This is a genomic window from Micromonospora noduli (assembly GCF_003264365.1).
Lineage (GTDB): Bacteria > Actinomycetota > Actinomycetes > Mycobacteriales > Micromonosporaceae > Micromonospora > Micromonospora noduli.
In genome coordinates, this window is sequence record NZ_PYAK01000030.1 from 45,606 (window position 1) to 72,217 (window position 26,612).

18 protein-coding genes are annotated in these 26,612 nt (G+C 69.0%); 4 read left to right on the forward strand and 14 right to left on the reverse strand.

Annotated elements, in window-relative coordinates:
* Positions 1–4: 4 nt before the first annotated feature.
* From GUI43_RS33535 to GUI43_RS21455, 5 genes are all read right to left on the reverse strand, one after another.
* Positions 5–2,596, reverse strand: a complete 2,592-nt coding sequence (locus GUI43_RS33535) for a hypothetical protein (protein WP_211326738.1) — start codon at positions 2,594–2,596, stop codon at positions 5–7.
* 453 nt (positions 2,597–3,049) lie between these two features.
* Entirely contained in the window at positions 3,050–4,363 is a 1,314-nt protein-coding gene (locus GUI43_RS21440; RefSeq protein WP_112699625.1) for a hypothetical protein, read from the reverse strand.
* Positions 4,360–5,466 (reverse strand): hypothetical protein, encoded by a 1,107-nt coding sequence (locus GUI43_RS21445; RefSeq protein ID WP_112699626.1) that lies wholly within the window; start codon positions 5,464–5,466, stop codon positions 4,360–4,362. Before GUI43_RS21445 ends, GUI43_RS21440 begins: the two co-directional genes overlap by 4 nt.
* Before the next feature lie 123 nt (positions 5,467–5,589).
* The gene (gene pglX / locus GUI43_RS21450) at positions 5,590–9,162 is read right to left on the reverse strand and encodes a BREX-2 system adenine-specific DNA-methyltransferase PglX (RefSeq protein WP_112699627.1); all 3,573 of its coding nucleotides are present in this window, start codon (positions 9,160–9,162) and stop codon (positions 5,590–5,592) included.
* Positions 9,163–9,234: 72 nt separating this feature from the next.
* Positions 9,235–9,474 (reverse strand): winged helix-turn-helix domain-containing protein, encoded by a 240-nt coding sequence (locus tag GUI43_RS21455; RefSeq protein ID WP_112699628.1) that lies wholly within the window; start codon positions 9,472–9,474, stop codon positions 9,235–9,237.
* Positions 9,475–9,786: 312 nt separating this feature from the next.
* Here GUI43_RS21455 and GUI43_RS21460 point away from each other — a divergent pair, with 312 nt between their 5' ends.
* Positions 9,787–10,080 (forward strand): DivIVA domain-containing protein, encoded by a 294-nt coding sequence (locus tag GUI43_RS21460; protein ID WP_249037809.1) that lies wholly within the window; start codon positions 9,787–9,789, stop codon positions 10,078–10,080.
* Entirely contained in the window at positions 10,077–10,355 is a 279-nt protein-coding gene (locus GUI43_RS21465) for a hypothetical protein (RefSeq protein WP_249037810.1), read from the forward strand. Before GUI43_RS21460 ends, GUI43_RS21465 begins: the two co-directional genes overlap by 4 nt.
* 53 nt (positions 10,356–10,408) lie before the next feature.
* Here the strand turns inward: GUI43_RS21465 and GUI43_RS21470 are convergent, their stop codons facing one another.
* Positions 10,409–11,299: a hypothetical protein gene (locus tag GUI43_RS21470; RefSeq protein ID WP_112699629.1), complete on the reverse strand. Its 891-nt coding sequence runs from the start codon at positions 11,297–11,299 to the stop codon at positions 10,409–10,411.
* A gap of 491 nt (positions 11,300–11,790) precedes the next feature.
* On the opposite strand from GUI43_RS21470, the gene GUI43_RS21475 reads away from it, so the two are divergent.
* Positions 11,791–12,882 carry a hypothetical protein gene (locus GUI43_RS21475; protein ID WP_211326739.1) on the forward strand — a complete coding sequence of 364 codons (1,092 nt, stop codon included), beginning with the start codon at positions 11,791–11,793 and terminating at the stop codon, positions 12,880–12,882.
* Between the two features lie 66 nt (positions 12,883–12,948).
* Here GUI43_RS21475 and pglW read toward each other — a convergent pair whose 3' ends face one another.
* From pglW to GUI43_RS21515, 8 genes are all read right to left on the reverse strand, one after another.
* The gene (pglW, locus tag GUI43_RS21480) at positions 12,949–17,370 is read right to left on the reverse strand and encodes a BREX system serine/threonine kinase PglW (protein ID WP_112699630.1); all 4,422 of its coding nucleotides are present in this window, start codon (positions 17,368–17,370) and stop codon (positions 12,949–12,951) included.
* 114 nt (positions 17,371–17,484) lie between these two features.
* A complete protein-coding gene (locus GUI43_RS21485; protein WP_112699631.1) occupies positions 17,485–18,111 on the reverse strand; it encodes a restriction endonuclease in 627 nt (208 codons plus the stop codon).
* Between the two features lie 192 nt (positions 18,112–18,303).
* Positions 18,304–18,981: a hypothetical protein gene (locus GUI43_RS33950; protein WP_112699632.1), complete on the reverse strand. Its 678-nt coding sequence runs from the start codon at positions 18,979–18,981 to the stop codon at positions 18,304–18,306.
* On the reverse strand, positions 18,954–21,392 hold the full coding sequence (locus GUI43_RS21495) for an NACHT domain-containing protein (protein WP_112699633.1): 2,439 nt from the start codon (positions 21,390–21,392) through the stop codon (positions 18,954–18,956). Before GUI43_RS21495 ends, GUI43_RS33950 begins: the two co-directional genes overlap by 28 nt.
* A gap of 55 nt (positions 21,393–21,447) precedes the next feature.
* Positions 21,448–22,020 carry a hypothetical protein gene (locus GUI43_RS21500; protein WP_112699634.1) on the reverse strand — a complete coding sequence of 191 codons (573 nt, stop codon included), beginning with the start codon at positions 22,018–22,020 and terminating at the stop codon, positions 21,448–21,450.
* A gap of 51 nt (positions 22,021–22,071) precedes the next feature.
* Positions 22,072–23,013, reverse strand: coding sequence for a DUF559 domain-containing protein (locus GUI43_RS21505; protein ID WP_112699635.1), 942 nt, complete (start codon positions 23,011–23,013; stop codon positions 22,072–22,074).
* Between the two features lie 199 nt (positions 23,014–23,212).
* Positions 23,213–24,838, reverse strand: coding sequence for an ABC transporter permease (locus tag GUI43_RS21510; RefSeq protein WP_112699636.1), 1,626 nt, complete (start codon positions 24,836–24,838; stop codon positions 23,213–23,215).
* Positions 24,835–25,851 (reverse strand): ABC transporter ATP-binding protein, encoded by a 1,017-nt coding sequence (locus tag GUI43_RS21515; RefSeq protein WP_112699637.1) that lies wholly within the window; start codon positions 25,849–25,851, stop codon positions 24,835–24,837. Before GUI43_RS21515 ends, GUI43_RS21510 begins: the two co-directional genes overlap by 4 nt.
* Positions 25,852–25,959: 108 nt before the next feature.
* Here GUI43_RS21515 and GUI43_RS21520 point away from each other — a divergent pair.
* Positions 25,960–26,612: TetR/AcrR family transcriptional regulator (locus GUI43_RS21520; protein WP_112699638.1), on the forward strand; the 653-nt coding region annotated here is incomplete at its 3' end.

Here is a 26,612-nt window from a genome sequence, read left to right on the forward strand (position 1 = left end):
CGACTCACCGCTTGCGATGGTGGGGGCGCACGAATGTGTAGCCGTCGGGCAGCGGGCGGTTCACCATTTGCTTGGAGCGAACCGCCTCATGATGCAGTTCCTTCTGTTCGTCGGATGCCTGCCGTCCGGCCGGGAGGCGACGGACAAATCCGTTCACCACCTCTTCACGGCCAGGGGATTGCGCTTCCGGGCGCCTAGGTGCGGGTGGGGCGAGGCGTTCCAGTCGCGGAGCGTAGCGGAGAAGTCGGACTCGGGTTTCTCCGCGTCGCGGCGGATAGCTGGGTTGATCGCTGCCGTCCAGGCTGCCCCATACGCGCCCGATACGCTGCTCCTTCAACAACCGCTCGACCGCAGAATGAACGCGTGTCACCCTCTTCTGCTGCAGGCCCAGCTCCAGGCAGTTACGCACGAGCGCTTCCTCAGCCAGGATGGCGCTGCCGTCCGCACTGAGGTGACCCAAGATTCGCAGGGTACGCATCACCCAGGCGGCATCCGACAGATCATGGCCTTGCCCACCCTGTTCCGCTCCGGGTGCGTTCTCCCTGGTGACAACCCGTATGTCGTACCGGTGTCGGTAGGTCAGATCATCGATCCGCTCTGGTTGCGGCAGCAGTTCGCTGCTCGCCCTGATGAGGCGTTCACTCGCACGCCAGCGGTAGGTGACCAGCGTTCCCGGAAGTATCCCTCGAGGCCAGCTCACCCCGTGCAGCTCCCATCGTCGGCCGGTACGCCGAAGCAGCACCTCGCTCTCGGTCTGAAGGGGCGTGGACCCTCGACGGGGATGGTCAACGACGAGACGCAGCCGTTGCCGGTCCTCGACTGTGGCCTTCAGCCCGTCAGGAAGTTCGGTCCAGCCATCGGCTAGGTGGACCCGAAGCAACGCGCCTCGCCAGTGGAGCTCTCCCGCGTTGGACCCGCCCGGCACCCAAAGCGCCCTGCCGCTCTCCTTCGGTGACTGCACGCTGTTCGTCTCTGACAGCCTGCGGAACTCCTCTGCGACCTTGTCCCCCGCGGCTTTGATGGCCTCCGTCCCGCCCGGCTGGCGAGCGCGGATCGCGAGGTCGGCCAGTCGCCCTGCCGCCTCGGCCCCACGATGGCGCTCCTGGCAGCAGTTAGCTGAGGCCGAAACCTTGCCCCGGCTATCAATCAGCCGTGTCAGCAGCTTTCGGGTCTGCTCGGTGACCGGAAATCCCAGCGCTTCGGCAACGAATTTGACCTTCACGACGTGGTTCACCACGGAGGCTGCTCGCTGGTCGCGACAGAGAACATAGACGCGAGACACCCCACCGCCAAGCTCCAGTGCCGTACGGCATACGGCCTGCAGCCATGCGTCATGCACATTGGCGGCCGCGCCACCTCCGGTGCCCCACTCCCCGTGCTCGGTCATCCAGCCGTAGCCGAAGCGTCCCGTTGCAGTGTCATGCTGCAGCTCAGTGACACCGATTATCCGCCCGAGGTTTGCCGACAGTTGCCCGCGGAAATCCGAGCAGGCGAAGGATTTGCGTCCGCCACTACAGGTGCTGCCCGTGACATCCCCAGCTTCGACTTCAGAGGGCGCGGAGGTCGCAGTCTGTGCCTTGCCCGCACTCGCATCCGCCCGTGTCGAGAGGCGCTCGCGTACGACGGTCGCCACTCCTGGCGCGCACGTCAGACAGGGGTTACCGGGGGACCACCGCGGGCAGGTCCGCCGGTGCTCCGCGCTGGCCCGCGCCACCTCGGCTGCCAATGCCGGCTCGGTCCGAAAGACCGTCTCCGTAGCCTCCTTCAGGATTGCGACACGGAACTGCTGGAATCGTTGCTGCCCGTACTGTTGCAACACCTGCAGCCGAAGCGACTTCAGCGCGAAGTCAGCCATCAGGTTGCGTGCCGACGCCATCGCGTATGCGCCTGCGGCGGAGCGCAGCCTGCCGGTCTCCTTGGCTCGCTGTCCCTTCGGCACCCTCCCACGCAGCGTCCGGTCACATTGGTCACGGGCAGACCTCAACCGAGACTCGACCTCGCTGGTGCAGGACGCCCAGCGCTCCACAACAGCTGGATGTTCAAAGGCGGCCTCAGGATGGGAGCTCTTCGCATCGGCCATGACGGCCTGCACGAAGGCCGTGTCGTGCATACGCAAGAGCCGGCGGACGCCTGGGGGCACAGCTTCATCGCCGGGCGTTCGGGCGCCTGCCGCATTGTTGAGCCAGGACCAGAGGCGAACAGTGGGGAGGCTGATGGCCTCGGAGCGCAGACCTCGTTGCCGCAGGACGGAGGCGAGTGCCCGGTCGTACTCTCTTCCGGCTATCTCCCGCACTACCAGGACGCTCAATCGATCTGAAACGCTGCTCGTGCCTCGCGCGTGGGTGAGCCGTTGCCGGTAGTGGCTCTCAAGGCGCCGCACAGCGTCGATGCGTTGCCGAGCCAGCGCCTTGACGTGGTGGGTTGCGGGGCGCCCGCTGTGCCTGGCCACCATGGCTTCGCCCTCATCGAGCAACTCCGCATAACGCAACGCCACCGAAAAGATGGGGTCGTCAGCGAGGACTTTGAGCGCCTGCCGCTCTACGGGGTCCAGCTTCACGCCGGCAGCCCGGTCCCGCAGAATGGTGGCCAGTTGCACGAAGTTCTTGCGCAGTGTTCCCGGTGACCCAGTCCGGGCCTCTCGCTTCTGCGGCTTCGCGTTGGTTGACGCAGGTTTCCGCGGCTCTGGAGCGTACGGCTTCCACGGCTCGGGAACCACCGGCCAGATGGGATCGGCGTGCGTGGTCTTGGACAGTTCGCCGTGGCAGCCTTCGCATATCGGGGCTGACCAGTCCCATTCAAGGGTGGCGACTGTCTGAGTCGTCGTATCACGGCCGCAGCGGCCGCAAGGAAACGTCACAGCTGACTGAAGCCGGTACTGCTGCAGCCGCCCCCGGACAGGAAGCATCTCCCTGATGCGCCAGCCGGACGGGATGTCTCTCACTACCACCGCTCCCTCCATCCCGGCCGGCCGCTGAGACCGGCTTCACGGTGAGGACAGTTCAGGTCCCTTCAGTTGACCGCCGTCACACCGCTCGGCGCGCGGCGTCCGTCAGGCAGCGACTGCAGGAAACACTACGAGCGACCCGTCGCTGCTTCGTTCGATCTCAATCGCAACGTCGGCTCGGTGGTGTCCCACGCTGAGGCCGTCGCCCAAGGCGCGAAGGCGGTACGCGGCTTTGAGTAGGTCGTCGACCTCGCCTTGCGTGAACATGATGCTTCGGAACCCGCTGGGGCGCTTCAACTCCAGGGTCGACAGCCGAAGCAGGACCGAGTTGATGCCTGACTCCAACTCGTCGACGCGACGCTCGTCGTCGCGCAAGCTTCCGATAAAGCTCTGGAACGGGTTGTCCGTCCCCACCAGTTGAGCGTGCTCGACTGCTTGAAGCACGAGCACTCGGCGCTTGAGGGCGACGGCGAGTCGCGCAAGCTCCAGGTGGGCGCGGAACGCGCCCCCATCCTCGTTGATGCCGGGAAACGGCTTCGTCAATGTACCGACTTCAACTGGCCCGTCCGGCAGCGCAGCTAGCGCGTCTTGCCATTTCGTGAGCCGACGCTTGGCACCTTCGATGGCTGTGTTGATCGCGTACGACGAGGAATCCAGCCCCAACGACAGGCCGATCCTGCCCTGGTCGAGGAGGACCGACGTCGCCTTGTCGATTGCGTCACGACAACCGTCCAACCCGCTGCGTTCCTTCTCCAGGTTGTCTTCGTGCAACTCCTCCAGGAGGTCGGTGATTCGCTCGATCGCTTCCTGGCGTTGGTGATCAGCGTAGGCGCTGACGCCGACCGCGACGGCCATCAACACAAGTGGCGCGGCCACTGTCAACGCTCCGGCGCTGGCGGCAGCCACACCAGCTGTGGCGGCTGAGCCGGTTGCCGCACCTGCAACAGCGGCCTTCCCCGCAACGGGCACGAACGTGGCTTGGGCTGCGATGCCGGTGGAGTTGAGCAGGGCGCTGTGAATACCTCCAGCGGACGCCTTCGCCGCCATCGGTCGGACAAGCCCTTTCCCGAACTGCGCGGCGACCTTTGCCGGCACCACCATTCGGTAAAGCACGTCACCGGTAGCGGCGACGTTCAGCGTCGGAGGTGCCGACTTCGCTGTCTGAGTCACGAGGTGCGACAACTGCTGAGCGAGCGGACTGGTCGCATGAAGCGGGATTCCACCGTTCCGATCGCGCTTGGTTGCGATCGGATGCGCTTCCAGCGTGGCGATGGGTGAATCCGCAAGTGTTGCCAGGACTGTTCTCAGTTCTTCGAGTCGAGCCGGCGTCATGCCCTCATCGCCGAGCACGTCCGGCACGCTCACCGCATCCGTGGCGAGTGTCCATACTGGCACGGGTGCCCGGTTATCAATGGTCACGCGTTGTCCCTTCCCGAACTGACATCGCCGTCGGCGGTGTTAGCGACACCGACAACCTCAGGCCGCAGGTCGGCCGTCCAATTCGGTGTGCCCTCACCCTGTGGCAGGATGAGGCGGTTGTCACCGCAGATGGCCGGCCAAGCCCGGTCCGTGCATCTCGACACGATCAGGACGGGCGTCGCGACGATTCCGCGCGCCGCGAGGCGGTGACGGTATTCGAGGACCTGACCGAGGCCCAGCCGAAGCTGCTCGACCTCGTTGACCCCGACCACGCTCTTCACCTCGGCGATGAACTGCCGCCCGTCGGCGTCCCGCCAGGCCAGATCCACCGGTACGCCGTTCAACCCCGCACCAACCCGCACACCCTCGGCGGCGAGGTGATCAATCAGCGCCCGGCACAGCCGATCGTGCTCACTTACTCCAGCCCGGTAGGCGTCCGCGTCGAACGACCGCTGGGCCGGCAGGTCGACCGGCACGGCCGTCCCCGCGTACTCGCGGTCGAAGCCCCGCTCTCCGCTGGCTGCGGCGGGCGCCGCGGCCCCGAGCAGAGATTCCGCCGCCCGCCAGGCTCGGCCGATGACCTCGGGCCGGTATCGGCTTTCGAACGGGAACGGGCCGGCGGACACCCAGGCGTTGAGCATCCGGGCGGCGGCCATGACCGGTGGCTGCCGGAGCAGCCACAGCGCCGTGTCGATGTCGGGGCAGGTGAGAAGCAGCTTCTCCTCAGCGAGTGTCTTCGTCGAGTCTTCCTGAATGTCGATGCCGCGCCGTCCCCACTCCTCCAGGTCCGCCGCACCCGCCTCCATGGCGAGGACGATCGGCGCTCCTGCCACCCGCAGCCACACCTCCTCTCCGGACTCGTAGACGCCGAGGGTTTCCAGCACTCCTACGGTCAGCCGCAGCAGCGGACCGCGGCCATCACTCACCCGCGACAGCAGCCAGTGCCTGCCGGCGGTCGGTGCGGCTTCGGGCACCGCCATCCGGGCCAGCCATCCGGTGAGGGCCCAGGCCGCGCGCTGTGACTCGTCAAGTCCATCGGCCCAGCCACCGTCGAAGGGAGCTGGCGGTGGGTCGAGCGGCGCGGGCTCCGGGTTGGCGAACACCCACGCCGCGAGCTCGGCCGGCTGGGTGATCTGCCACAGCCGGGAACGGCGGGCCGCTAGGAGCCCCGGTCAACTCCTCGACGTCATTCGTCGACCACAGGCCGGTCGGCACTGACTCGGTCGTCACACCTTGGCCTTCCGGCCGCGGGTTGTCTTGGCCGGTCGCCACGAGGTCAGTGCCTCGTCGGTGAGGTGCAGGCGGTTGGTGGTCTCGGCGAGGAAACCGTCGTAGATGTCCGCCGGCGAGGCACCCCACTCCGGATCGAACTCGCCGTGCCACTGGCGTACCCAGGGAAGGATCTCGCGCAACCCCGCGACCAGCGGCAACAGCCGGTCGTCGGCCCAGCCGTCCTCCTGCTCGCGGGCCACGATCAGGGTGGCCAGGGCCTGGGCCTGCTCGCGGTGGTCCCAGCCCGCCCAGCCGACCAGCAGCGACGGGTCACCGTCGCGGCTGGCACCGGGGTACGAGACGAACCGCTCCTTGGGTACGTCGAGCTTGCCCCGATGCCGCCAGTAGCTGGTCTTGAGGAAGTCCGCCGAGGTGTACTTCGGCGGCACCGGAATGGCCTTGCGGAACTCCCGCTTCGCGGCCTCGTCGGGCAGCGCGTCCTCCTGCCGCTGCAGGTCCCACACCTGCTCCCAGTCGGCGCGCTTGGCCAGCCCGGTGTCCTTGTAGCGCAGCGCGGCCAGATGCGGCACATGCTCGTCGGCGACCAGGCCAGCGATCACCTTGCCGAGATCCTGACCGGGCGCGTAGAGGCTGGCGACGGTGAGCACGTCGTCGTCGCGGCGCAGCTCGTCGGCGAGCTGCGCCGTGGTCAGCGGGCGCGGCTGTTCGAGGCCGTCGACGTGCTGGTACCACAACTCCCGCGCCTCACACCGGTCCAACAGCCAGTCGCGCAGCGCCTTCTGCTGCATGACGTCCCAACCGTCGGTGGCCCAGCGCCGCTTGCACTCCGGCCGCTCGATCAGCCCGATGTTGCGGTTGCCCTCGATGACCGCGATCCGCCGCTCCACAATCGCCCGGTACTCGTCCGACCAATGCGACGGCAGCTCCGTGATCGGCGTCGACCCGTGCCGAGCAAACCACTGCGTCTCTGCCTCACCGGCTGCCACCTCGCGAGCGAGCACGATCTCGAACGCCCGCTCTCCGAGGCTGAGCATCGGCGGCCGGACGCTCTCCGGCGCGGTCAACTCCTCGTCCAGCAGCCCGTAGAGCGAGTAAACCTGCCAGTCCAACTCCTCCTGCAAGCAGATCATCTGACCCCGCGTGGCGTGCCACTCGTAGGCGGTGGCGCTCAACCGCTCACGAGTTGGCACACCGGAGTCCGCGACCGCCGCCGGGGTCACCGAGGCAAGTCGCTGCGCCAGGCCGTCAATCTCCCGGCTCAGTTCAAGGGGGTACGCCGAAGGCAGCGGAAACTTGGCCAACTTAGTGCTACTGAACTGGTAGAACCTCTCCCAATCATCACTGGTGAAACCACCACCCTCACCACGAATTCCCTTGTCGTGGCAGACCTGCTTCAACCAGAAGCAGGCCGTTGAGCTGTTCAGCATGCCGAGCAGCCGCAGATGGTCATCCTGCGATGCGTCCTGCGGCAACTTGATCACCGGCGCGGTCCTGTTGAAGATATTCCCGCCCCGGTCCAGCGCGAAGTGGTTGTGTGTCGCCACCTCTCCGAACGCAACGGACAACCGTGTGCGTAGTTTCTCACGGTACAGTTCTCCGTACTCGTGCCATTGCAGCGCGGGAATGTTCTCAATCAACACACCAAAACGCTTCCGCCGCTGCAGGACGCGACGGTTCGGCCACAGATGCCTGTAGATCTGCGGCAGCGCTGACAGCGGCCGTGCCTTCAGGTGTTCGTCATACGGCCAGATACTCGCGATGTCTGGTGCGGTTTGGTAGTCCCGCACTACGTCGCCGGCCACCATTAGTCGAACAGCTTCAGCCTTCGCTCGCGCTGCTTGCGGCAGGAAGAAGGCTTCGTCCTCGGCAGTGATGGCGACGAAGCCACTCGCGGCGAGCAGCGCAGCGAGAGTCTTCTGCTTGCCGTCATCGAGAGCATCCATCAAGTCACCTGCGCCGCCGCCACTGAGGCTCCACGGGAAGACCGCTAGGTCTGCACGCGGCGTATCACCAGCGGTCAACCACTGGGTCTCCGAGCCCGGGTTCCTCACCTGTTTGACGATGGCCTGCCAGACAAATCCCTCAGACGGGTTGTCCGGGGCGCTCGGCTCACCTCGAATCCCCATGACGGTACGGATCGTGCCCGCACGGCCTCGGTTGGCATTCCGACCAATCAGGATGACAGTTGGGGTGCCGTGGCCGGGAATGTAAGCACCAGAGGTGTCGATGATGTGGGTCAGGTTGACCTCGACGGCAAACAGCTTCTCGATCATCTTCTTGCCAAACTCGCGCTTCATGAACGAGTTGGCGGTGATCTGACCTACATGCCCGGCACCTTCGCCGTCCTCGTCACCGGCCTTCGCAAGCTGGAAGAACCGTTGGGCGAACGGCACCGAAAGGGCGTACTTGCCGGAGCAGGCGTCGTACATTTCGCGGTATGCCTCGTTGAGGCCCTTATCCTTGACGGTGATGTAGGGCGGGTTGCCGACGACGACGTGATAGCTGCCAGGGCTGAGGATGCTCGGGTGCTCCTGGAGGTCCTCGGTCGCATAGGCGAACTCCGTCATCGAGTCCTCGCCGAACAGCATGGCCTGCCGCCGTTTGATCAGCGAGTCGCCAACAGCGAGGTGCAGCGGCAGGAGGTAGCTGACTGAATCGGCCAGGGTCTTGACGTCGCTGGCGCGGAGGGCGGCGACCAAGAGGCGGAAGCGCGCGATTGCCACGGCGAACGGGTTGATGTCGACGCCGTGGACGGCGTCGAGAGCTAGGCGCACTCGCTCGTGGGGGTCGCGATTGGGCGCGTGCTGCTCCCACTCCTTGAGGAGCCGGTGGAAGGCACCGAGGACGAAGTGGCCCGAGCCGCAGGTTGGGTCGATCATCTTGACCACGTCGTGGCCGAACTCTTCGATCGCCGGGGTGAGGGTCAGATCGAGGATGAACTCCTCGACGAACTCCGGGGTCTGGAGCAGGGCGTAGGTCTTGCGGGCCTCCTCGGAGAGGTCCTGGTAGAGGTCGCCGAGGAAGCGGGTGTCCCACTCCGGGTCGGTGAAGTCGTGGGCCAGACTGCCGGTCTCGCCGCGGCGGCGCCAGAAGGCGATGAGGTTCTTGGCCTCGTCGTGAGAGAGCGGAATCTGGTAGAGCGGGTTGTGCCGCTTATCGAAGAGTGACTTGCCGGCCTGAGTGCTGGCGATTGCGTCGTAGCCCTGGTGCAGCCAGTCGCGGAGGGTCTTGTCGGGCTGGTCACGGAAGAACTGTGCCTCGGCTTCCTCGGCGAGGACCAGGCGGTCCCCCGGGCCAGCCAGGTAGGGATCTGGCAGCAGGCCGTTGTCCTCGCAAAAGCGCACGAAGACGGTGCCGAGCACCCAGGCGACGGCGGCCTGGGTGACCCGCTCGTCTCGCCACGCTGCCCAGGTGGCGGCGGTACGCCCAACGTTGAAGGCGTGGTCGTACTCGCTACGCAGGCGGAGGCGCACCTCCTCGACCGACTCGGCCTGCACTCGCAGGTCCTTTTCCAGGTTCTTGACCTGCTTCTGCAGGTCGGACAAGAGCAGTTTCCGGTCGATCACGCGCCGACTCTAGCCGTCCCGTCGACGGGACGGGGGTACCCAAAAGGCTCGTATAGGTAGCCGGCCCGCTACCTACGGCTCCCGCATCCAGGTCTTGGGGTCGGTCACGAAGACACCCTTGCCCTGCTGCCGTCGAATCACCCGCAGAGCTTCCAACCGGGCGTAGGCCATCTGCACGGTCCCGTGGCTGACGTCGTAGCGAGCACGCAGCTCAATGATCGAGGGCAGCTTGTCCCCGGGCTTCAACTTCTTCGACCTGACGTCGGCGATCACATCATCGGCGATGCGCCAGTAATCCGGCACTTCTCGCATGGCACTCCTCGCGTGGCAACCCGATTTGATCACACCGCGACGCACCTAACAAGCAACGTTGACTCATCTGACATGTCGAGCTATGTTGATTCCGAGCTGCTTCTCGCGTGGCAACGAGTTCGGCTCATCCCCTGGTCGGGGCGGGTGCGTGTGCCCGTCCCGACCCACCGGACTGCTCTGCTGTCGTACCGCCGAATTGGGCTGCGGCGGCGGAGCGGGCGGGTCGCCCGCGGCCCCCGAGCGGACGGCCCGCCCTTCCAGACCCACCACAAGGACCTTTCGCGCTCCCACCTGCCCTCAGAGAGGACCGTCGTGGCCCAGGTGTATCGAGGTGGCCAGCCCTACCCCGCCGGCTACCCAGGCCGGTTGACGCCGCACGAGGTGCGGACCCGCGAGTTCGCCGCGTGTCGGCGCGGCGTCGACCCCGATGAGGTACGCGAGTTCCAGGCCCGGGTGGCCGACGATCTGGCCATGCTCAACGAGACGGTACGGCTGCTCAGCCAGGAGAACGACCGGATCAAGCGAGCGCTGCGTGACTGGCAGACCATGCACGCGCGGGAGTGCCCGCCACCGCAGGAGCGCCACCACAACTCCGGCCACTGGTGACCGCGCGCCCCTCCCCCGGAGACCTGCTCGTCATCGACGGCCGAGCCTCGGTGCAGTTCGCCGGAGACCGTGCGCTGACCTTCCGCGTCGTCTCAGTCTGCGACCGACCGACGTACGAGGGCTGGGTCTGGTTGACCGGCTACGTCATCAACCGCCGAGGCAACGCAACCGCCAAACGCGAGATCTTCGTCCAACTCGCCGGCCTCCGTCCCGCTCCCGTGCTCGCCCCACCGACTCGGAGCGGGCGGGGCCGCCGACCCCGAGCCGCTCGTTGAGCGATGCCACCCAAGTGCTTCGCGGCCACTCACCGATGCCTCAACAGAGGGCATTACGGGGCAGTTGCTGGGCCCTTTCGATGCCACCACGCCGTGAAGAGAGTGGTCACCTGCGCCTTGACATCCTCCGCGACGATTCCTTGGGCGTCACCCATGAGCGGCACGACGGCGTGCTGGTAGACATCCCGGTGCCGTTCGATGGAGGGGCAGGCGAACACGGCCAGCATCCGGAGGACGCGCACGGTGTCGGCGCCCAGCAGAGGGAAGTGAGCTTCGAGCAGGCGGGTCAGAGCCGCCCACACCTTGTCGACGACGATGTCTACGACAGCGTCCTTCACCAGCTCGGAGATGCGGGACGTGAAGTGATTCGACAACGCCTTCTTGACGGCCTGCTTGGCCGCGTCGGTGAAAAGGCCGACGACCTTGTTGATCCTCTCGATCAACTGGATCAGCGCCACCAGGAGGCTGCACCAGCCGTGACTGGCCAGACCCTTCTTAATCTCCCGCGCGGTTGGCTCATTCTGAACGAGGTTGTCGATGTCGCGCGATATCTCGTCCCAGGGGTCCACCATGATCGCATCGGCGAGGATGTTCATCCGCCCGTTGTCGAACGCCACCGCCGTCCCGTCGCCGACCTCGAAGTCACGTTCGAGCCTGCCCTCGGTCTTGGGACGCGGGTCTGTGGCCCACAGGTGCTCAGCGATGCCGAGACGGGCAAGATCGAGGGAGACCTGTCGGCTTTTCGCGTTGGACCTCAGTTCCCCGGCGCGGTCTTTTTGGAGGTCGCCGTTGAGCGCATGTCGCCGCTCGTCGCGTACGGCCGGGCGCTCGACGGCGAGCTCTGCCCATCCATCCCAGCCATGCAGCGAGCCGCCACAGCCGGAGCACTTACAGCCCGGATTTTGGGCCTTCGCGCAGTTCGCTCGATGAGTGTTCACAGCCATCCACAGCCCCCAGATCGGCTCGCCGTCGCTTGGGGTGAAGCACCGATAACCCTAAGTACCTAGCTAGTCGCTGCCAATCTGGTCCTGTCGCTGAAGATCAGGCATTTCGCCGCTCCAGCGAGATTGCTTAGCTGCCAGGTGCGTAGGCACCTCGCCTGCATCTATTGATGCTGTCGGATTCTTGATGGACGTGGGCGGAACGATCTGCAGGTCCGGATGGCCGGCAAGATGGCGTCCAACTGGCCGGCCTCCGCGCCGCGCCGCGCACGACGCCTCAGGCATGGCGGCCTTCGCGCAGCAGGGCCGACATCTATGCTCGTCGCGACGGCGTGCCGCGTGCCCGTACCGTCTCCGGCGCCTGCCGTTGCCTCGGCAAGGTGACACCGGGTGACAGAGACGGGGCCGACGGGATCACCAAGACGTTGATGCCTCTCTGTCTGGTGCCACTTCGACCAGACCGGCCGGGCGAGCGATGGAGGAGGCAACTTCACATGGCTGCCATCGACGGATTCCGGCCCTGGGTCGTCGAGGCCCTCGGCCCCGACCGAATGGACAAGCTGGTCCACCTCGCAAGCCGCAACGACGAGTTGGACAGCTTGACGGTTGATGCCGGGACCGTGGAAGTGACGATGGTGCCTCTGCAGGGCCGTGAGGCAGAACGCTGGGCACGCCAGGCGTCCCTTCGCGGCGAAGACTGGGCCTACGTTGAAGCCGGCGAAACAGTGCTGGGCATGGACGAGTTATCGGAGGAGGGCCGCCGCGACCCCGGCAACGCGGTCGTCTTTCCGGAGCTGCACATGCGTCTGGTGAGCTGGTGGCTGTTCCATGCCTGGCGGGCAGTGGACCTCGTGCAGGACGGACTGAACGCGCTCGCCCGTTGGCGGATCAGCTCGGCGGTGCTGTTCTCCCGCGCGCTCATCGAGCAGGCGGGCTGCCTGTTGGTGGAAAGTGGTCAATTGGGTGCGGCCTGGTCCCAGGTAAAGGGCACACCGGAGGATCTGCCGTTGGATCGGTGCAGGGCCGCCCGCAGTCAGCTACATCCCGTCCTGCTACGTGCCGCGTTCGGTTCCCGCATCGAGGGGATTCCCGAGCAACTGAAGGCCACCAGCGTCTTGACCTACCGTGACAAGCTCTGCAAAGCGACCGGTGATCAACGCTTCAAGACCTGGTACGACTGGCTCTCCGATGCCGCACATCCCGCGTTCGGCGCGCGAATCGCCCTATCCACTCCGCCGATGCGGCACGATTCCGGGGGTCTCGTCGTGCGTTACCACGCTCGCTCCCCTATGACGCTGACGTCCGCCGATGGCGGCACCGAGCGGTTGGACAACGACCTCGCGTCGCAGGCCGCCGACGCACTCGTCGCCGCAGCCTCGATCATCTACGAGCTTCTCGACGACTCGCTTCGCGTCGTGGACGACCTCGGCCTTACCACCGGGGCCGCCCGGTTGACCACGCGGGTGTACTGGCGGAACCACAAGCCGGTCAAGGGGAAACGACGTTGCCCGTGCGGCCTTGGACCATGGTCGTCATGCGGTCATCGGTGGGGGGAACCAGCACCAAGCATCCGGATGTACCGCTAGGACCGACATCGCAACGACGAGAGATGCTCTCCCTGTTCGGCTGAGGCGACAGCACCCGGCGGCTGGTCAGGCGGTGACCGCGCTGCGGTGGGCGTTGACGACCCAGGCGTCGGGTAGCGCGATCCACTCGTTGTCGCCCACCCGCACCACCGCACCGTCGAGCTTGGGCAGCAGCGCCGGATCCTCCATCGGGCAGAGCAGCCAGACATCCCCCGCCCCGCCGCGCGCCGCGTCAGCCACCTCGTGCAGTCGCTCCATCGCCCGGTACCGCGCCAGCACCGCCGCGTCGTGCAGCAGTACCGGCCCATCCGCGGCAGACAGCGAGTCGTGCAGCGATGGCAAGGTAAGCTGCCACGCCTGCTCGACGTACTCCCCCAGCTTGATAGCCGCCCGCGACCCCTCTTGGGCGATGTCCGCGCTGAGCACGGTCTCCCACGTCGGCTTCGGTCGGGCGTCGACCAGGGCGTGCAGGTGATCCAGGAAGCGCGCCGCCACGTTGACCGGCCGGGCGTCGAAGCGCCGCGCCAGCTCCTCCTGGGCCAGGTGATACCGGTCGAGGCGTACCGTCAGGGCCCGGAACCCACCTGCGGACCGCGCCCCCGCCAGCCGCTCCTCGGCACGCATCGCCGCCGCCAGTTCCGGAGACTCTGCCGTCCATCGGCTCGGTTTGGCAGTGACCGACGGTCGCCGCTGAATGATCGACACCGAGGACGAGGCCGCGCGGGGCGGCGGCGAGACGTACCGGTCCCGGTCCCAGCGCAGCTCGAAGCCAGCCTCGGCCAGCAGCCGGTCCAGTTTGGGGTGGCCCGGCAGGGGGTCCAGCTCCGGGAAACGCGCGGTGACCCGGTCCGCGACGTGCGTCGGGGTCAGCCCACGCCGTCCGTCGGAAGCGACCGTCGGCGGCACCACACCAGCCTGGGCCAGCCGCAGTGCCCGCACCGGGTCGAGGTCGCGCGGGTAGAGCTCCAGCCGCGCGGTGGCGGCGGCCCGCTCCGAGGCCACTGCGGCGAGCAACACCCGTCGTCGTTCGTCGAACGCCTCGGCCGCCCCGCCGGGAGCGGTCACCGCCGCGAGGGTCCGCAGCACTGTCGCTGGGCTGGGCAGCACCTCACTCGCGGCGAGTTTGTCGGCGGCCTTGCCGAGCGCGTCGGCGTAGTCGAGCAGCGCCGGCGCGGCCGGGGTTTCCGGCGCGTCGTCCTCGCTGACCTCCAACGCGACCAGCAGCCGGTCGCCGCGCGGGTGCGGCTTGCCGTTGATGTCGGCGCGGGTGTGTCGGCGCAGCAACAGGCGCGGCTCCTCGGCGAGCGCGTCGACCTCCACAGCGGCGCGCACCGCCGCGACGGCCACCGCGAGACGCAGCTCGTCCCCGGTGCGCACTGAGCCACGACTGCTCAGCAGCGCTGCGGCCAGCTCGGCGACACCCATCACCCGGCCGCCCTCGTGCAACAGCTCGATGATCTGGGTACGCACGCTGCCGACCACCGGGATCTCGTGCCAGCGCTTGCGTTGCTTACCGAGGATCTGCGCGACCCGACCGGAGGTGACGCCCAGCGCCGTGGCCACCTGCGGCTGCTGCGGCCACAGTTGCAACGCCGGCAACGCCCCTGACTCATCGGGCAGGTGCAGCAGCAGCCGGGTCCCCTCGATCTCGGTGGCGTTCCGGCCGTTCTTCGCCGGAACGAGCAGCGTGGCGATGGCATCCAGGCCGACGCGTACCAGATCGGTGTCGCCGTGGCCGGAATTGGTCTCGGTGGCCGCCTCTTCGCTGGCTGCCCTGCGGGCGGCGGGCGTGGTGGGCAGCGTTTCCCGCTCCCCCAGCCGCTGCCGCCACTCCTTGACCCGGCGTTGCAGCTCCTGACGGGTCTTTGCCCCCAGACCGGGCAGGTGGGCGAGCTTGTTCGCGACCGCGAGCAGCTCACCGACGGTGGTGGCCTCCAGACGGTGCGCAGCAGATACCGCGCGTGGGGTGAGACCCGCCGCCTCCAGCGTGGTGGCCCGGGTGGCCTTGCCGGCGGCCTCGTCTCGGGCCGCAGCGGCGACCTGCTCGTCCGGCTCGTCGACATCGGGGTGCTCGGTGCCGACCGGGGTGCTCGCGTCCGAGCGGCGGAACACGTCCTGCCAGGCGTCGCGCAGATCCTTCAGCGACGCGTGGCGTCGACGGTGGTCACGGTGCAGTGCACGCTGGAAGAACTCCACAAGGCCGTCGCGAATCGCCGGGTCGAACGCCTCGGCGGCCAGCACCGGCGGGCCATCGGTGAGCTGCGGTTCGGTTCCGCCGTCGCCCCAGACCGGCAGCTCTCCGGACGCCATCTCGTGCAGGGTGACCGCGAGCGCGTACCACTCGGCGTGCTTGTCGAAGACCGGGCGGTTGGCGGTGCCGAGGAACGGGTCCAGATAGCGAGGAGTGCCGGCGGTGATCTCCTTGACCGACACTCCGGCCAGGGAGAAGTCGAAGAGCACCAACTGCCTCGTGCGGTTGGGCCGGATCCGGATGGCGATGTTGTCCGGCTTGATGTCGCGGTGGTAGACGCCCTCGCCCTCCAGGTAGTCGAGGGCGCCAAACAGATAGTCGCTGTACGTCTCCAGCTCGTCGACCGTGAGCCGACCGTCGTCGCGCAGCTTGCGCGCCAGTGTGTGGTCGCCAGCGTGCTCGAGCACCACCACGGTGCGGTTGCCCAGCTGCAACGGCTCCGGCCGGGCCAGCCGGATCACCCGGGAGTCGGTGAGCGGGCCGAGCACCCGGGCCTCGTGGGCCAGCCGGGCACCCTTCTCGTCGGAAAGCCCGACCTTCAGGACCTCTTCCCGCCGGGTCCGCTCGTTGAAGCCGAGGAACGCCCGACAGGTCGAGCCGGTGCCGAGGCGGCGGACGATCTTCCACTCGCCGACTCGGTCGCCCCCACGCGCCTCCAGCGGGTCGGGTTGCTCGGGTGCCGGCTCCTCCGGGTGCACCGAGCCCGGCGGCGGGCTGGTCAACTCGTCCTCGACGAGCTGGAGCATCTCGACGAAGTCGGCGACCGTGGTGAGCCGCTGGGCCGGAACCGGTGCGGTGGCGGCCTGGATCAACTCGTCGGCGAACTCGCTGATGCCGTCGGCAACAGCGGCGGCCCGCAGACCGTTGTCCCGAGCCAACCGGGCCAGCAGTTCGGGGCGCTTCGTGGCCGGTGGTTGACCGGTCAGGATCAGATACGCCAGTGCGCCGAGGCCGAAGACGTCCATCGCCACAGGGTCCGGCGTCGGCGCTGTCAACTCGGGAGCCAGGTACGCCTCGGCGGACCGCTCGATATGAGCGGTCGCGTGCGAGGAGAGAGTCACTGGCTGGCCGCTGCTGCCACCGGCACTGTCCACGCCTCGGGTCGCCGCCTGCCAGTCACTGACCTGTAGTTGAGGCATCAGCCACGCTTCGTCGTCGCTGCCACCACGCCGCATCCGGCCAGGGTTCACCAACACGCTGCGGGCAGAGAGCGCACGGTGGTGCAGCCGTCGACCGTGTGCGTACGCCACCGTCTCGGCGAGCTGTCGGATCATCGCGAGTCGGCTCAACGCGTCGAGGCGGTCGCCGTACTGGGCGATGTAATGGTCGAGACGCACCGACCGAGGGTCGTACCGGAAGATCAGCGCCGGGCCGGCCTCGTGCGACTCCATCGCGTCGACCTGCACGATGCCCGGGTGGTTGATGCCGTGCAGGGCCAGCATCTCGCGCTTGGCCGCACGTTCGATGCTGGCCCGTTCGGTCTGCACGGCGTTGCGCTCGACCAGGTAGATCCGCACCCGGCGCCGTTCGCGCTCCAGATCGCGGTGCCGTGCCTGGTGGTCCTGCCAGGTGGGGCCGACGTCGAACGGGCGGGTCTCCAACTCCCACGCGCCAATCTGGTAGTGGCGGCGACTACGGGCGATGCCCACGGCATCGAGGAGGTCGGGCAGCGCAGCCGACATCTCCTTGGTGACCCGCTGCCATTCGTCCTGCGGTGGACGCTGCAGCAGCGAGGTGATCGCCGGCAACAGCCCCGGTTCGTGACCCGGGGCCGGCTCCGGACCGAAGATGCCGTGCAGATGATGCTCCGATAGCTCTACCCGCAGACCAGGCTTGGACAGGAACACCGCCGCCTGCACGAACGGGATCCTGACCGGCTGACCCTTGCGTCGCGAGGCGGCCACCTGGAGCAGCGACTTGAGTTTCTTGGCCTTGGCGTCGGCCAGATGCAGCGGGTTGTCGAAGGTGCGGGTGCCGTTCGGGCCCTGGAGGATCCAGTTGGAGCCGCTGGATCGCAGCCGGCCGTTCAGACTCTTGATCTCGATGAGATAGAGGCCGCCGGGCGCGGCGACCAACAGGTCAACCTCGTAGGGGTGCCCGGTCTGGGCGGTGAAGGTGAAGTTCGACCAGGCGCGGTAGGGCTCACTGTCCGGCAGCAACGCCTGGACGTGCGCCAGCGCCTCCCGCTCGTGCGCGAACTGCGACGGCGTGATCGTCGTCCAACGGCCCTCCTGCATTCCAGAGATCCTAGGGGCAGAGTGCCGAACCATCGGGGACCCACCTGCGCAATCAGAGCCGGGAGAGGATTTCCGCCTTCTCGGTAGTAGATGACTTGACCGATTCCGGCCGCGTCAGTGCGACCCGCCTCCCGCGATGGACCCCAGCGCTGGTCTCCCCGTCCAGGCCCACATTTCCAGCGCATCCCGGTCGATGAGCGTGATGTTGAGCTGTCGGGCAATCTGGATGCCGTCGCCCGCGGTGAAGAAGCTGTTCGTCACGAGCATGCAGATCTCGCCACCGTGGATGACCCGGCAGGTGCCGGCGAACCGCTGGATCGCGGCGCTGCCGACCCGGTTGTGAGGGCTCTGCCGCTTGCACTGCACCACGACGCGTCGGCCGTCGGGGGCGATCGCCAGGACGTCCGCTCCCCGGTCGCCGGAGCCACCGCACACCGTCACGCTCCGAAACCCGGACGCGACCAGGATCCGGGCGAACCACTGCTCGAACTCGGGTCCACTCATCGTGTCGGTCACCGCGATCAGCCTGTCCCGCTGGGCCTGGTCGGCCCGTTCGCGGGCACGCTGCTTCACCACGACAACACCCACCATGATCGCCCCCGCAACGATGACGCTCACGACGAAGGCGGACCAGTATGGATGCCGCTGCACGAGGTCGATGACCATGCGGAGCAGCACGAAAGCGACGACGGCACACAGCGCCAGAACCCAGGCGTTGGCCGACCCGCCGCCACCGGCCACGCGGCGGACCGTCGATCTGCGCCGAACACTGCCGGAGCGCCGCCTTCGGTAGTGCGCCCGAACCCGCGCGCCACCCTTCCTGGTGTGTGACCTGACATACGGCACGAGGCACCTCCCCGGTCGAGGAAGCCTCAGTGTCGCGGCAGCGTCCGACAAACCGCCTGCACGGCGGTCAATAGTGTCCGGTACCCGTCAGCCGTCGTGCCACATGGGGGCGCTGCGGTTGACGGTCTGCACGACGATGGCGGGCTCGGCGAGGATGGTGACCAGCCGTCGGGACGCCGCGACCGCGAGCGGGCCCAACGTCTGGTGCTCGATCACGGCGTGGCACAGCTGGAGTCCCAGCTCAGCCAGCTCGCGTCGACCCATCTCGATCCGCCGTGGGTGCTCTCGGCGACCTGTCAGCACCGCCCGGATACGGCGGCGCAGCTCGGCCCGTTCGTCGGTGTTGCGTCGCTTCACCTCGACCGACCAGCGCCATGCCTCGGCGAGAAGCAACAGGTCGACCCGGTCGGGTGGTTGATCGGCGAGGAGTAGTTCCTGATGGCAGACAACCAGTGCCGTGGCGGGTTCACTGTCGTGGACGAGTAGCCCGGCGAGCAGGCCGGCGCCGATCGGCGCCGGCTCCCCGACGTCCTGATTGGCAGCCGTACGTAGCAGGTCCAGGCGGGTGCGCGCGGCTTCGTTGTCCCCATTGACGTGGTGTAGGACGGCCAGGAACTCCTGCGCTCCAGGCGCCGCCGGGCGGGTCGCGGACGCAGGCTCCGGCGTGACGGCGATGGCCCCGTGGCTCAGCTCCTCGGCCGCGACGATCAGCTGTGCCACCGGTGCGTCGTCGGCGATCAGCCGGGCGATCCGCTGCCGCTGCACCGCCAACGGCGTCGGCTCGCTGGGTGGTGGGATAAGTGCCAGCAGGCTCGCCAGCCGGGTCCACTCCCCCGCAGCCGCCCCGGCCAGCAGTGCCCGGCGCAGTGCCGCCACGGTGAGGTCGTCGGCGTGCCCGATGCTCGCGGCCCGTGCCTGCGTGACGTCGGCGAAGACGCCAAACGCCTCCGGCCAGTAGCCGGCGCGGGCAGTTCGACACCCAGCTCCTCGCGCAGCCGGCTGCCCCGTCGCGCGCTCACCGACCCTCCGGCGAGTCGGCTCTGCAGGCGACCGTGCCGGAACCGGTAGGCTCCCGCGCCGTCGCGCAGCAGACCGACGGTCTCGGCGTACGCGAGGAAGGCGAGCAGTCGGTGGGGCGTACGGCCACGGACGGCGAGGGCGGCACGGGTGAGGGCGAAGCGCATCCACGCCCCGCCACCGCGCCGGTGCAGCCACCAGCCCAGCCCGAGCCCCGCCCCGGCCCAGACCAGCGCCGGCAGCGGCGGTACGGCGGGCAGCGCCCCGATGAGACGCAGCGCCGCGACGACGATGAGCACCCGGAGGACGCCGACGGCGGCGCTGGCCAGCGCGGAGGCGACGCTGGCGGCACGGTCGGCTTCGACGGTTTCGACCACGCTGGTCGCCCCAAGTTCGGGAGCGGGTGCGGCGACGTCCACCCGCAGTCCGGCCCGGACCGCTCCGTACGCCCAGCTCACCAGACCGACCGCGACGGCGGCCCGGACCGGATCCGACCACAGTGGCAGTCCCGGCACACGGTCCAGCAGCGCGACCAGTTGCGGGGTGGGCGCAAAGGCCGTGAGGAAGCCGAACGTGAACAGTGCCAGGAAGGCCCCGCCGAACAACCCACTGAGCAGCCCGTCGCGGAACGCTCGGAGTCCGCCGACGAACGCCACCCGGCGGGGTCGTTCTTGACCGGCCCGACCAGAGCCGCGGACCAACGCCACGACAGAGGCCAGCAGGAAAGCCGTGATCGTCAGGGCGTCCGTCTCGTGGACCAGGTCGTCGAGGAGACTCCGGGTCGGTGGGTGGGTCACCAGCTCCGCCGTCGCCGTGAGAGCGTCCGCGGAGAGGGTCAGCGCCAGCCACACCGCCACCGCGGTACGCGCACCGGCGACGAGCGCCCAGAACGGGCCGGGCTGCGCGTTCGCCAACTGCCACCAGCGGAACTCCCGGACGTCGAGCGACTCCAGGTGCGCCGCGAGGAAGGCCAGGTAACGCCGGGCGGTCTTGGGTTCCCAGCGCCGTAGGCCCTGGGAACCGCGGCGCGACCGCAACGCGGCGTCGACGGCCCTGGTCAGCAGGTCGTCCTCGACGGAGCGCCGACCCCGCTCGCTAGCCAGCGGCACGAGGTCCCGAGGGTCGGTGCCCGGCTGGTCGAAGGCGCTGCGGGCCATCGCCACCATCAGCGGGGTGGAGAGGGCGGCGGTCAACTGCGGGGCGTCCCCGAGTGTGGTGGCGACGGCGGTCCAGTTCTCGACCTGATGTAGCGGAGCCGCGTCCACCAGGTAGTCGGCGACCTCGGCGGGCGCCGGCGGTTCGAGCATCACCACGGCCGCACCGCGGAGCTTCTCTCCCTGGGTCAGGTAGCGCTCGTACACCGAGGTCCGGCAGGTGAGGACGAAACGCTGGGTCGGCAGTGCGTTGAGCTCGTCGAGGCAGGTGATCAGCCGGTCCTCGGGCACCTCGTCCAAGCCGTCGAGGACGGGCACCACCAGGCCGGTCTCGACGAGGTCGCGCAGCACGGCGTCCCGGCGCGGGTGACCGGCCGCGAGCTGCGGGTAGCGCCGGGCGAGCCGATCGACCAGCCAGTCGTGGAAGCCCTCCCGATCGGGATCCCACGAGTCGGCGGGGACCAGCGCCGGTACGGGAGTGTCCGGCTCGCGGTGCACGGGCAACTCCCGAGCCATCCGCAGCGCGAGGATCGACTTACCGGAGCCGGCCGGTCCCAGCAACAACAGCCGACCAGAGGGTACGCGCCGGTAGCAGCTCCACAGTGTCCCGTCGCCCCCGGCGAGGTCCACTGGGATGGCGGCGCTGGATCGGCCAATGGCCCGCCAGGAGGGGAGGAACCGGTCGGGAGCGGTGTGCCACCGCACCGGCAGCGGGTACGGCTCGTCGACGGTACGCAACAGCGTCTCGTCGGTCGGGTCGCGTCGGATCAGCTCCACGAGTTCGTCGGCGGCGGCACGCCGGTGGGCGGCGGCCTGGGCGAGACCCGCCGTTCCGGTGCGGAAGAGCTGATCCAGCAGGACGTAGACGGCGATGACCCCGGCGACGACGCCCCAGGTCCAGTTGACCTTCTCGAAGTCGTACCGCAGCCACACCCATGCCGTGCCGCCCGCCGCCAGCGCGGCCACGACGCCCAGCGATCCCCACTCCCACCCGCGACGCCGCACCGCACGATTGTGGTCGACCCGCGCCCGCCAGGACACCCCTCCGGCACCGCCGCGCTCAGTTGGCGGACACCTCCGGCGTGGCGGTGGACCGGTCGACCAGCGCCTGCCGCAGCGTCGCGGACTGCTCCACCGATCCCCCGCGTACCCCGAGGCTGCGCCGGGCCGCCCGGTAGTACCCGTCGCGGGCCTCGTCGACGCGGGTCAGCATCCCCGCCACGTCCGATGGCGGCTCGACGATTCCCCGGGCGAGCCGTTCGACCTGCCAGATCGCATCCCGCCAGTTGGCGGCGGCGGCGACAGTCGGCTCGTCGCCGAGCAGCAGCAGGTTCTCCCAGACGATGGTGCGTCGAGCGTCCGCCTCAGCCAGCCGGACCAGCCCTTCCTCGCGGTCGATGGGGTGGCTCCGCGATCCCGGCCGGTGGTCGGCCGTGAGTCGCAGCGCCACCGCGTGACTCTCCTTGAGGGCGTGCGCGTAGTCGACGTACGCGTCGAGCCGCCGCTCGTCCCAGCGGACGCTCTGGCCGCGACGCCATCGGGCGCGGTCGGCGAGGGAGGTGGCGAGGATCGTGCCCAGGGTGCCCACCAGGACGCCGAGGAGCGCCGGAAGCTGCGTCAGAAGGTCGCTCACGCGCTCGAGGCTGCCAGCACCAGGCAACCCCGTCAGCGGCTGCCCACCGCGTCAAGTTCGGCGGGTCGCCAAAATGGCAAGGGTTTCCCGGCGTACTTCGTCGACGTCGTGCACGAGGCGGCGGTGGGCGAAGCGGACCACCAGGATCCCGACGGCCGCCAGTAGGGCATCACGGCGCAGGTCGATCTCCCGCTGGCCTGGGCTGCCGTGGGTGGTAGCCCCGTCGAGTTCGATGTTGACCTGTTCCCGCTCGGCGAACACGTCGAGGTACACCAGACGGCGCCCGACACGGACCGACACCTGCCAGCGGAACGCCGGCATCCCGGGACCGGTAAAGACGTGCTCGTGTCCCCAGATTTCGAGCCGGCTGCGGCACCCGTCGGCAAGCTGCGCAAGCAAATGCCGGAGCGCCGCCCGGTCGATCAGCTTCGGCGCCAACTCCAGGGCTGCCGACAGCCGTTCGGGTGTGGTCAGCCGGTCGTTGACCGCTCGGATCACCAACGCACGTCGGTCGGGGGACGGCATCGTCGGCCACGAGTCGACGAGGGCCTGTTCGAGGCGGGTGACCGTCAGGCCCCGCCGAACTATCACCTGCGGCGGCTCGATGGCCAGGCCGCGGCGTCGATGCACGATCACCCCGGGCCGGGTGCGCAGGCTCGCGCTCGCCGGCGCACTCAGGTGCACGAGGTCACCAACCACCTCGGGGCGTAATCCCCACACGGCGAGCGCGCTGAGATGACTGAGCGCGCCGTAGCCGTCGGCCCAGGCGAGAGCCGCCCGCCGACTGATGGCAGGGTCGAGTCGACTCAGAACCGGAGCGCCGGGTCGCCCACCAACGAGGTGCGCCGCCACGAACACCTCAGGCAGCACCCGTACCAACTCGCCGTTACGGCAAGCCTGCTGAAGCGTCCACGACGGCACCACCTGCCCGGCCGTCCCGAGCGTGACCAACCCACTACCAAGCTCCACGAGTTCCCGAAGCACCGAGTTCACGCACGGAACCGTCAGGCCGCACCCCGGCCCTCCGCAACCGCACCAGCCGGCCCTCTGTGGACAGCCGCCGACCTGTGTACAACGCCCGGCCGGAACCCACGTGTGCTAGTTCAGGTGATCGGTGGCAGCTCAGCAGGGCTGACGTCGGCGTGTCGAGTCGCTCAGCTGCCAACGATCATCGGGACGCCTGAAACGTGGCTCACGACGGCACGTCGCGGTGGCGGAAGCCGGCCACGCCGACGGCGAGCAGGGCCGCGGCCACCGCCGCCAGCACCACCAGGGGAAGCGCCGCCGGGTCGGCCGCGGGCACGGCCGGCACGTGGGTGTACGGCGAGACGTTCAGCGCGGCCTGCGGCAGTTCCAGCACCGCGCCGAGCTGCCCGAGGAGCAGGAAGACCAGCAGCGTCGTCCAGGACAGCACCACCGACCAGCGGGGCAGCAGCCCGAAGATCGCGGTCACCACACCGGCGATCACGAGCAGGGCGGGCAGGCGCAGCAGCGCGGCGCCGCCCAGCTCGACGGCCTCACCGAGCGGGTCTCCGGTGACGATGCCGTAGCCGAGGCCGGTGGTCACGCCGGCGAGGAGCAGCAGGGCGACCGCGCCGAGTGTCGCGGCGAGCACCTGGGTGCCGAGCCAGCGGGTACGGCTGACCGCCGTGGCGAGGGCGGCCTCCAGCACCCCGTCGGCTTCGTCGCCGCGTACGCGGAGCAGGGCCTGCACGACGTACGCGCCGATGGTCAGGGCGAAGAGGCCGAGCATCGCGGCCAGGTACGCCTTGATCAGGTCAGCTCCGCCACCCATCGCGTTGATCGCTTCGGCGGCGGCCGGATTCGCGTCGATCATGTCGTTGAACTCGTCGCCGGCGATGCCCATGGAGAAGCCGAGTACGGCCACCCCGACAGCCCAGCCGAGCAGCGTGCCGCGCTGCATCCGCCAGGCCAACCCGGAGGGGCTGAGCAGCTGCGGCGCACCGGTCGAGGGGCCGGGCCGGGGGGCGATCAGCCCGGCGCCCTGGTCGCGTCGCTCGGCGAGGGCGTACGCCAGCGCCACCCCGGCGAGCAGCAGCGCGACGGGCAGGGCGAGCACCCACCAGCGTTCACCGTCGAAGGCTCGTACCTGGTTGCCCCAGCCGAGCGGGGAGATCCACGACGGCCAGGCGCTGCGCACGCGGGTGCCGTCGGCGCTCTGTTCGCCGAGGACGTCTCCGGCGGCGCGCAGCACGAAGGAGAGCCCGACGGTGGCGGCGGCGAGCGCGTTGGCGCCGCGCGAGGTGACGGAGAGCTGGGCGGTGACCGCGGCGATCGCGGTGAAGGCGACCCCGACGCCGCCGATCGCGGCCGCTGCCGCGACGGAGCCGGCGAGCGGCAGACCAGCGCCGACCAGCGCGACCGCGAGCAGCACGGCGGCCAGGGCGTTCGCGACAACGATGACGAGCAGCGCGGCGGTGAGCGGCGCGTACCGGCCGACCACGTTGGCGCCGAGCAGTTCGGCCCGGCCGGTCTCCTCGTTCTGGCGGGTGTGCCGGGTCACCGCGAAGGTGCTCAGCAGCGCGACGATCAGGGCCAGCGTCACGTACGTCTCGGCGACCACCACGGCGCCGAGGTCGGTGCCGTGGATGGGGCCGTTGAAGGCGCGGGCGACGAGGCTGGACGCCGAGGTGGTGGCGTAACCCAGCCGGGCCTCCTGGTCCGGGTAGATGCCGGCGACGCTGCCGGCGAGGGCGTAGCCGAGCAGGGGCGTGCCGAGGATCCAGATGGCGAGGCGGATCCGGTCGCGGCGCAGCACGAGCCGGGCCAGCCGGGTCGTGCCGGTGAGGGCGCTCACCGGGCACCGCCCTGCGGGGCGTCAGCCTGCACATCGGCGTCCGAGGAACTGACGGTCGGAGCGCCCGACGCAGCGGCGGCGGCGGAAGCGCCCGGTGCAGCAGCGGCGGGAGCACCCGTGGCAGCAGCGGCGGGATCGTCGCCGTAGTGCCGTAGGAAGAGCTGCTCCAGAGTGGGTGGTGTGCTGGTCAGCGCGCGGACGCCGAAGCGGATGAGCTGGCCGAGCAACTCGTCGAGGTGGGCGGGCTCGACCTCCAGGTGGGTGCGGCCGTCGACCTCGTGCACGTCGTGCACGCCGGGCAGCACGTCCAGGCCGCTGACCGGGCGGGCGGTCTCGACGGTCACCGCCGTGCGGGTGAGGTGGCGCAGCTCGGTGAGGGTGCCGGATTCGACGGTACGGCCCTCGCGGATGATGCTGACCCGGTCGCAGAGGGCCTCGACCTCGGCGAGCACGTGGCTGGAGAGCAGCACTGTGGCGCCGGCCTGCTTGACCCGCCGGACCTCGTCCTGGAACACCGCCTCCATGAGGGGGTCGAGGCCGGAGGTCGGCTCGTCGAGCACGTACAGCTCCACCGGGGAGGAAAAGGCGGCGACGATGGCGACCTTCTGCCGGTTGCCCTTGGAGTAGGTGCGGCATCGGCGGGTCGGGTCCAGGTCGAAGCGGTGCAACAGCTCGTCGCGGCGACGCCGGTCGAGGCCGCCGCGCAGTTGACCGAGCAGGTCGATGGCTTCCCCGCCGGTGAGGTTGGGCCAGAGACTGACGTCGCCCGGTACGTACGCCAGCCGGCGGTGCAGGCGGACCGCGTCGCGCCACGGGTCGGCGCCGAGCACCTGGGCGTCGCCGGAGTCGCGGCGGAGCAGCCCGAGCAGGATCCGGATGGTGGTGGACTTTCCGGAGCCGTTGGGCCCGAGGAAGCCGTGCACCTCCCCCTGCTCGACGTGCAGGTCCAACCCGTCGAGTGCCCGGATGGCGCCGAACGTCTTGACCAGGTTGCCGATCGAGATGACGGGCATGTCCCCTCCTGCGGTTGGCTGCGTCGACCGTCACCACTGTACTGACCGACGGTCAGTGGAATCAACGGTGATCGTGCCCACCGGTCAGGGCGTCGCTAGGCTGGCCGCATGACCGCCGATCCCGCGGACGACACCCGCACCCGGATCCTGCGCGCCGCGCTCGACCTGTTCGCCGAACACGGCTACCAGCGCACCTCGCTGCGCCAGATCGGCGAGCGGCTGCGGCTCACCAAAACCGCGATCCTGTACCACTTTCCGGCCAAGGAGCATCTGCTCGCCGCCCTGATCGAGCCACTGCTGGCCGACCTGGAGAGGCTGCTCGACGCCGCACAGGGACAGCCGACCGAACAGGCCCGGTGGACGGTGCTGGAGGGCTGGGTGGACATCATGCTCGCCCACCGCCGGCCGCTCGGCATGCTCTATCACGACATCGCGCTTGTCGGTCGGGGCGACACGTACCATCGGTTGATCACGATTGCGATGCGGGCGAACGACGTCATCGCGGGGCCGGACGCCGGGCGTCGGGAGCGGGTCCGGGCGGTGCAGGCGGTCGCCGCGTGCAGCGATCCGATCGTCTTCTTCACCGACGTGTCCGACGAGGTGCTGCGCGCGGACATGCTCGACGGCGTACGCCGACTGCTGGGCCCGCTGCCCGCGAACGCGGCAGCCGGGCCGCACGCGAACGCCGCAGCCGGGCCGCACGCGAACGCCGCAGCCGGGCCGCTCGCGAACGCGGGTGCCGGACCGCATGCGGACGCCGC

What these genes read in the sequence shown, in the direction of transcription:
- GUI43_RS21455 (WP_112699628.1), bottom strand. Translation starts at nt 9,474, where the DNA reads ATGCGAGAAGTGCCGGATTACTGGCGCATCGCCGATGATGTGATCGCC.
- GUI43_RS21470 (WP_112699629.1), bottom strand. Translation starts at nt 11,299, where the DNA reads ATGGCTGTGAACACTCATCGAGCGAACTGCGCGAAGGCCCAAAATCCG.
- pglW (WP_112699630.1), bottom strand. Translation starts at nt 17,370, where the DNA reads ATGCAGGAGGGCCGTTGGACGACGATCACGCCGTCGCAGTTCGCGCAC.
- GUI43_RS21475 (WP_211326739.1), top strand. Translation starts at nt 11,791, where the DNA reads ATGGCTGCCATCGACGGATTCCGGCCCTGGGTCGTCGAGGCCCTCGGC.
- GUI43_RS21515 (WP_112699637.1), bottom strand. Translation starts at nt 25,851, where the DNA reads ATGCCCGTCATCTCGATCGGCAACCTGGTCAAGACGTTCGGCGCCATC.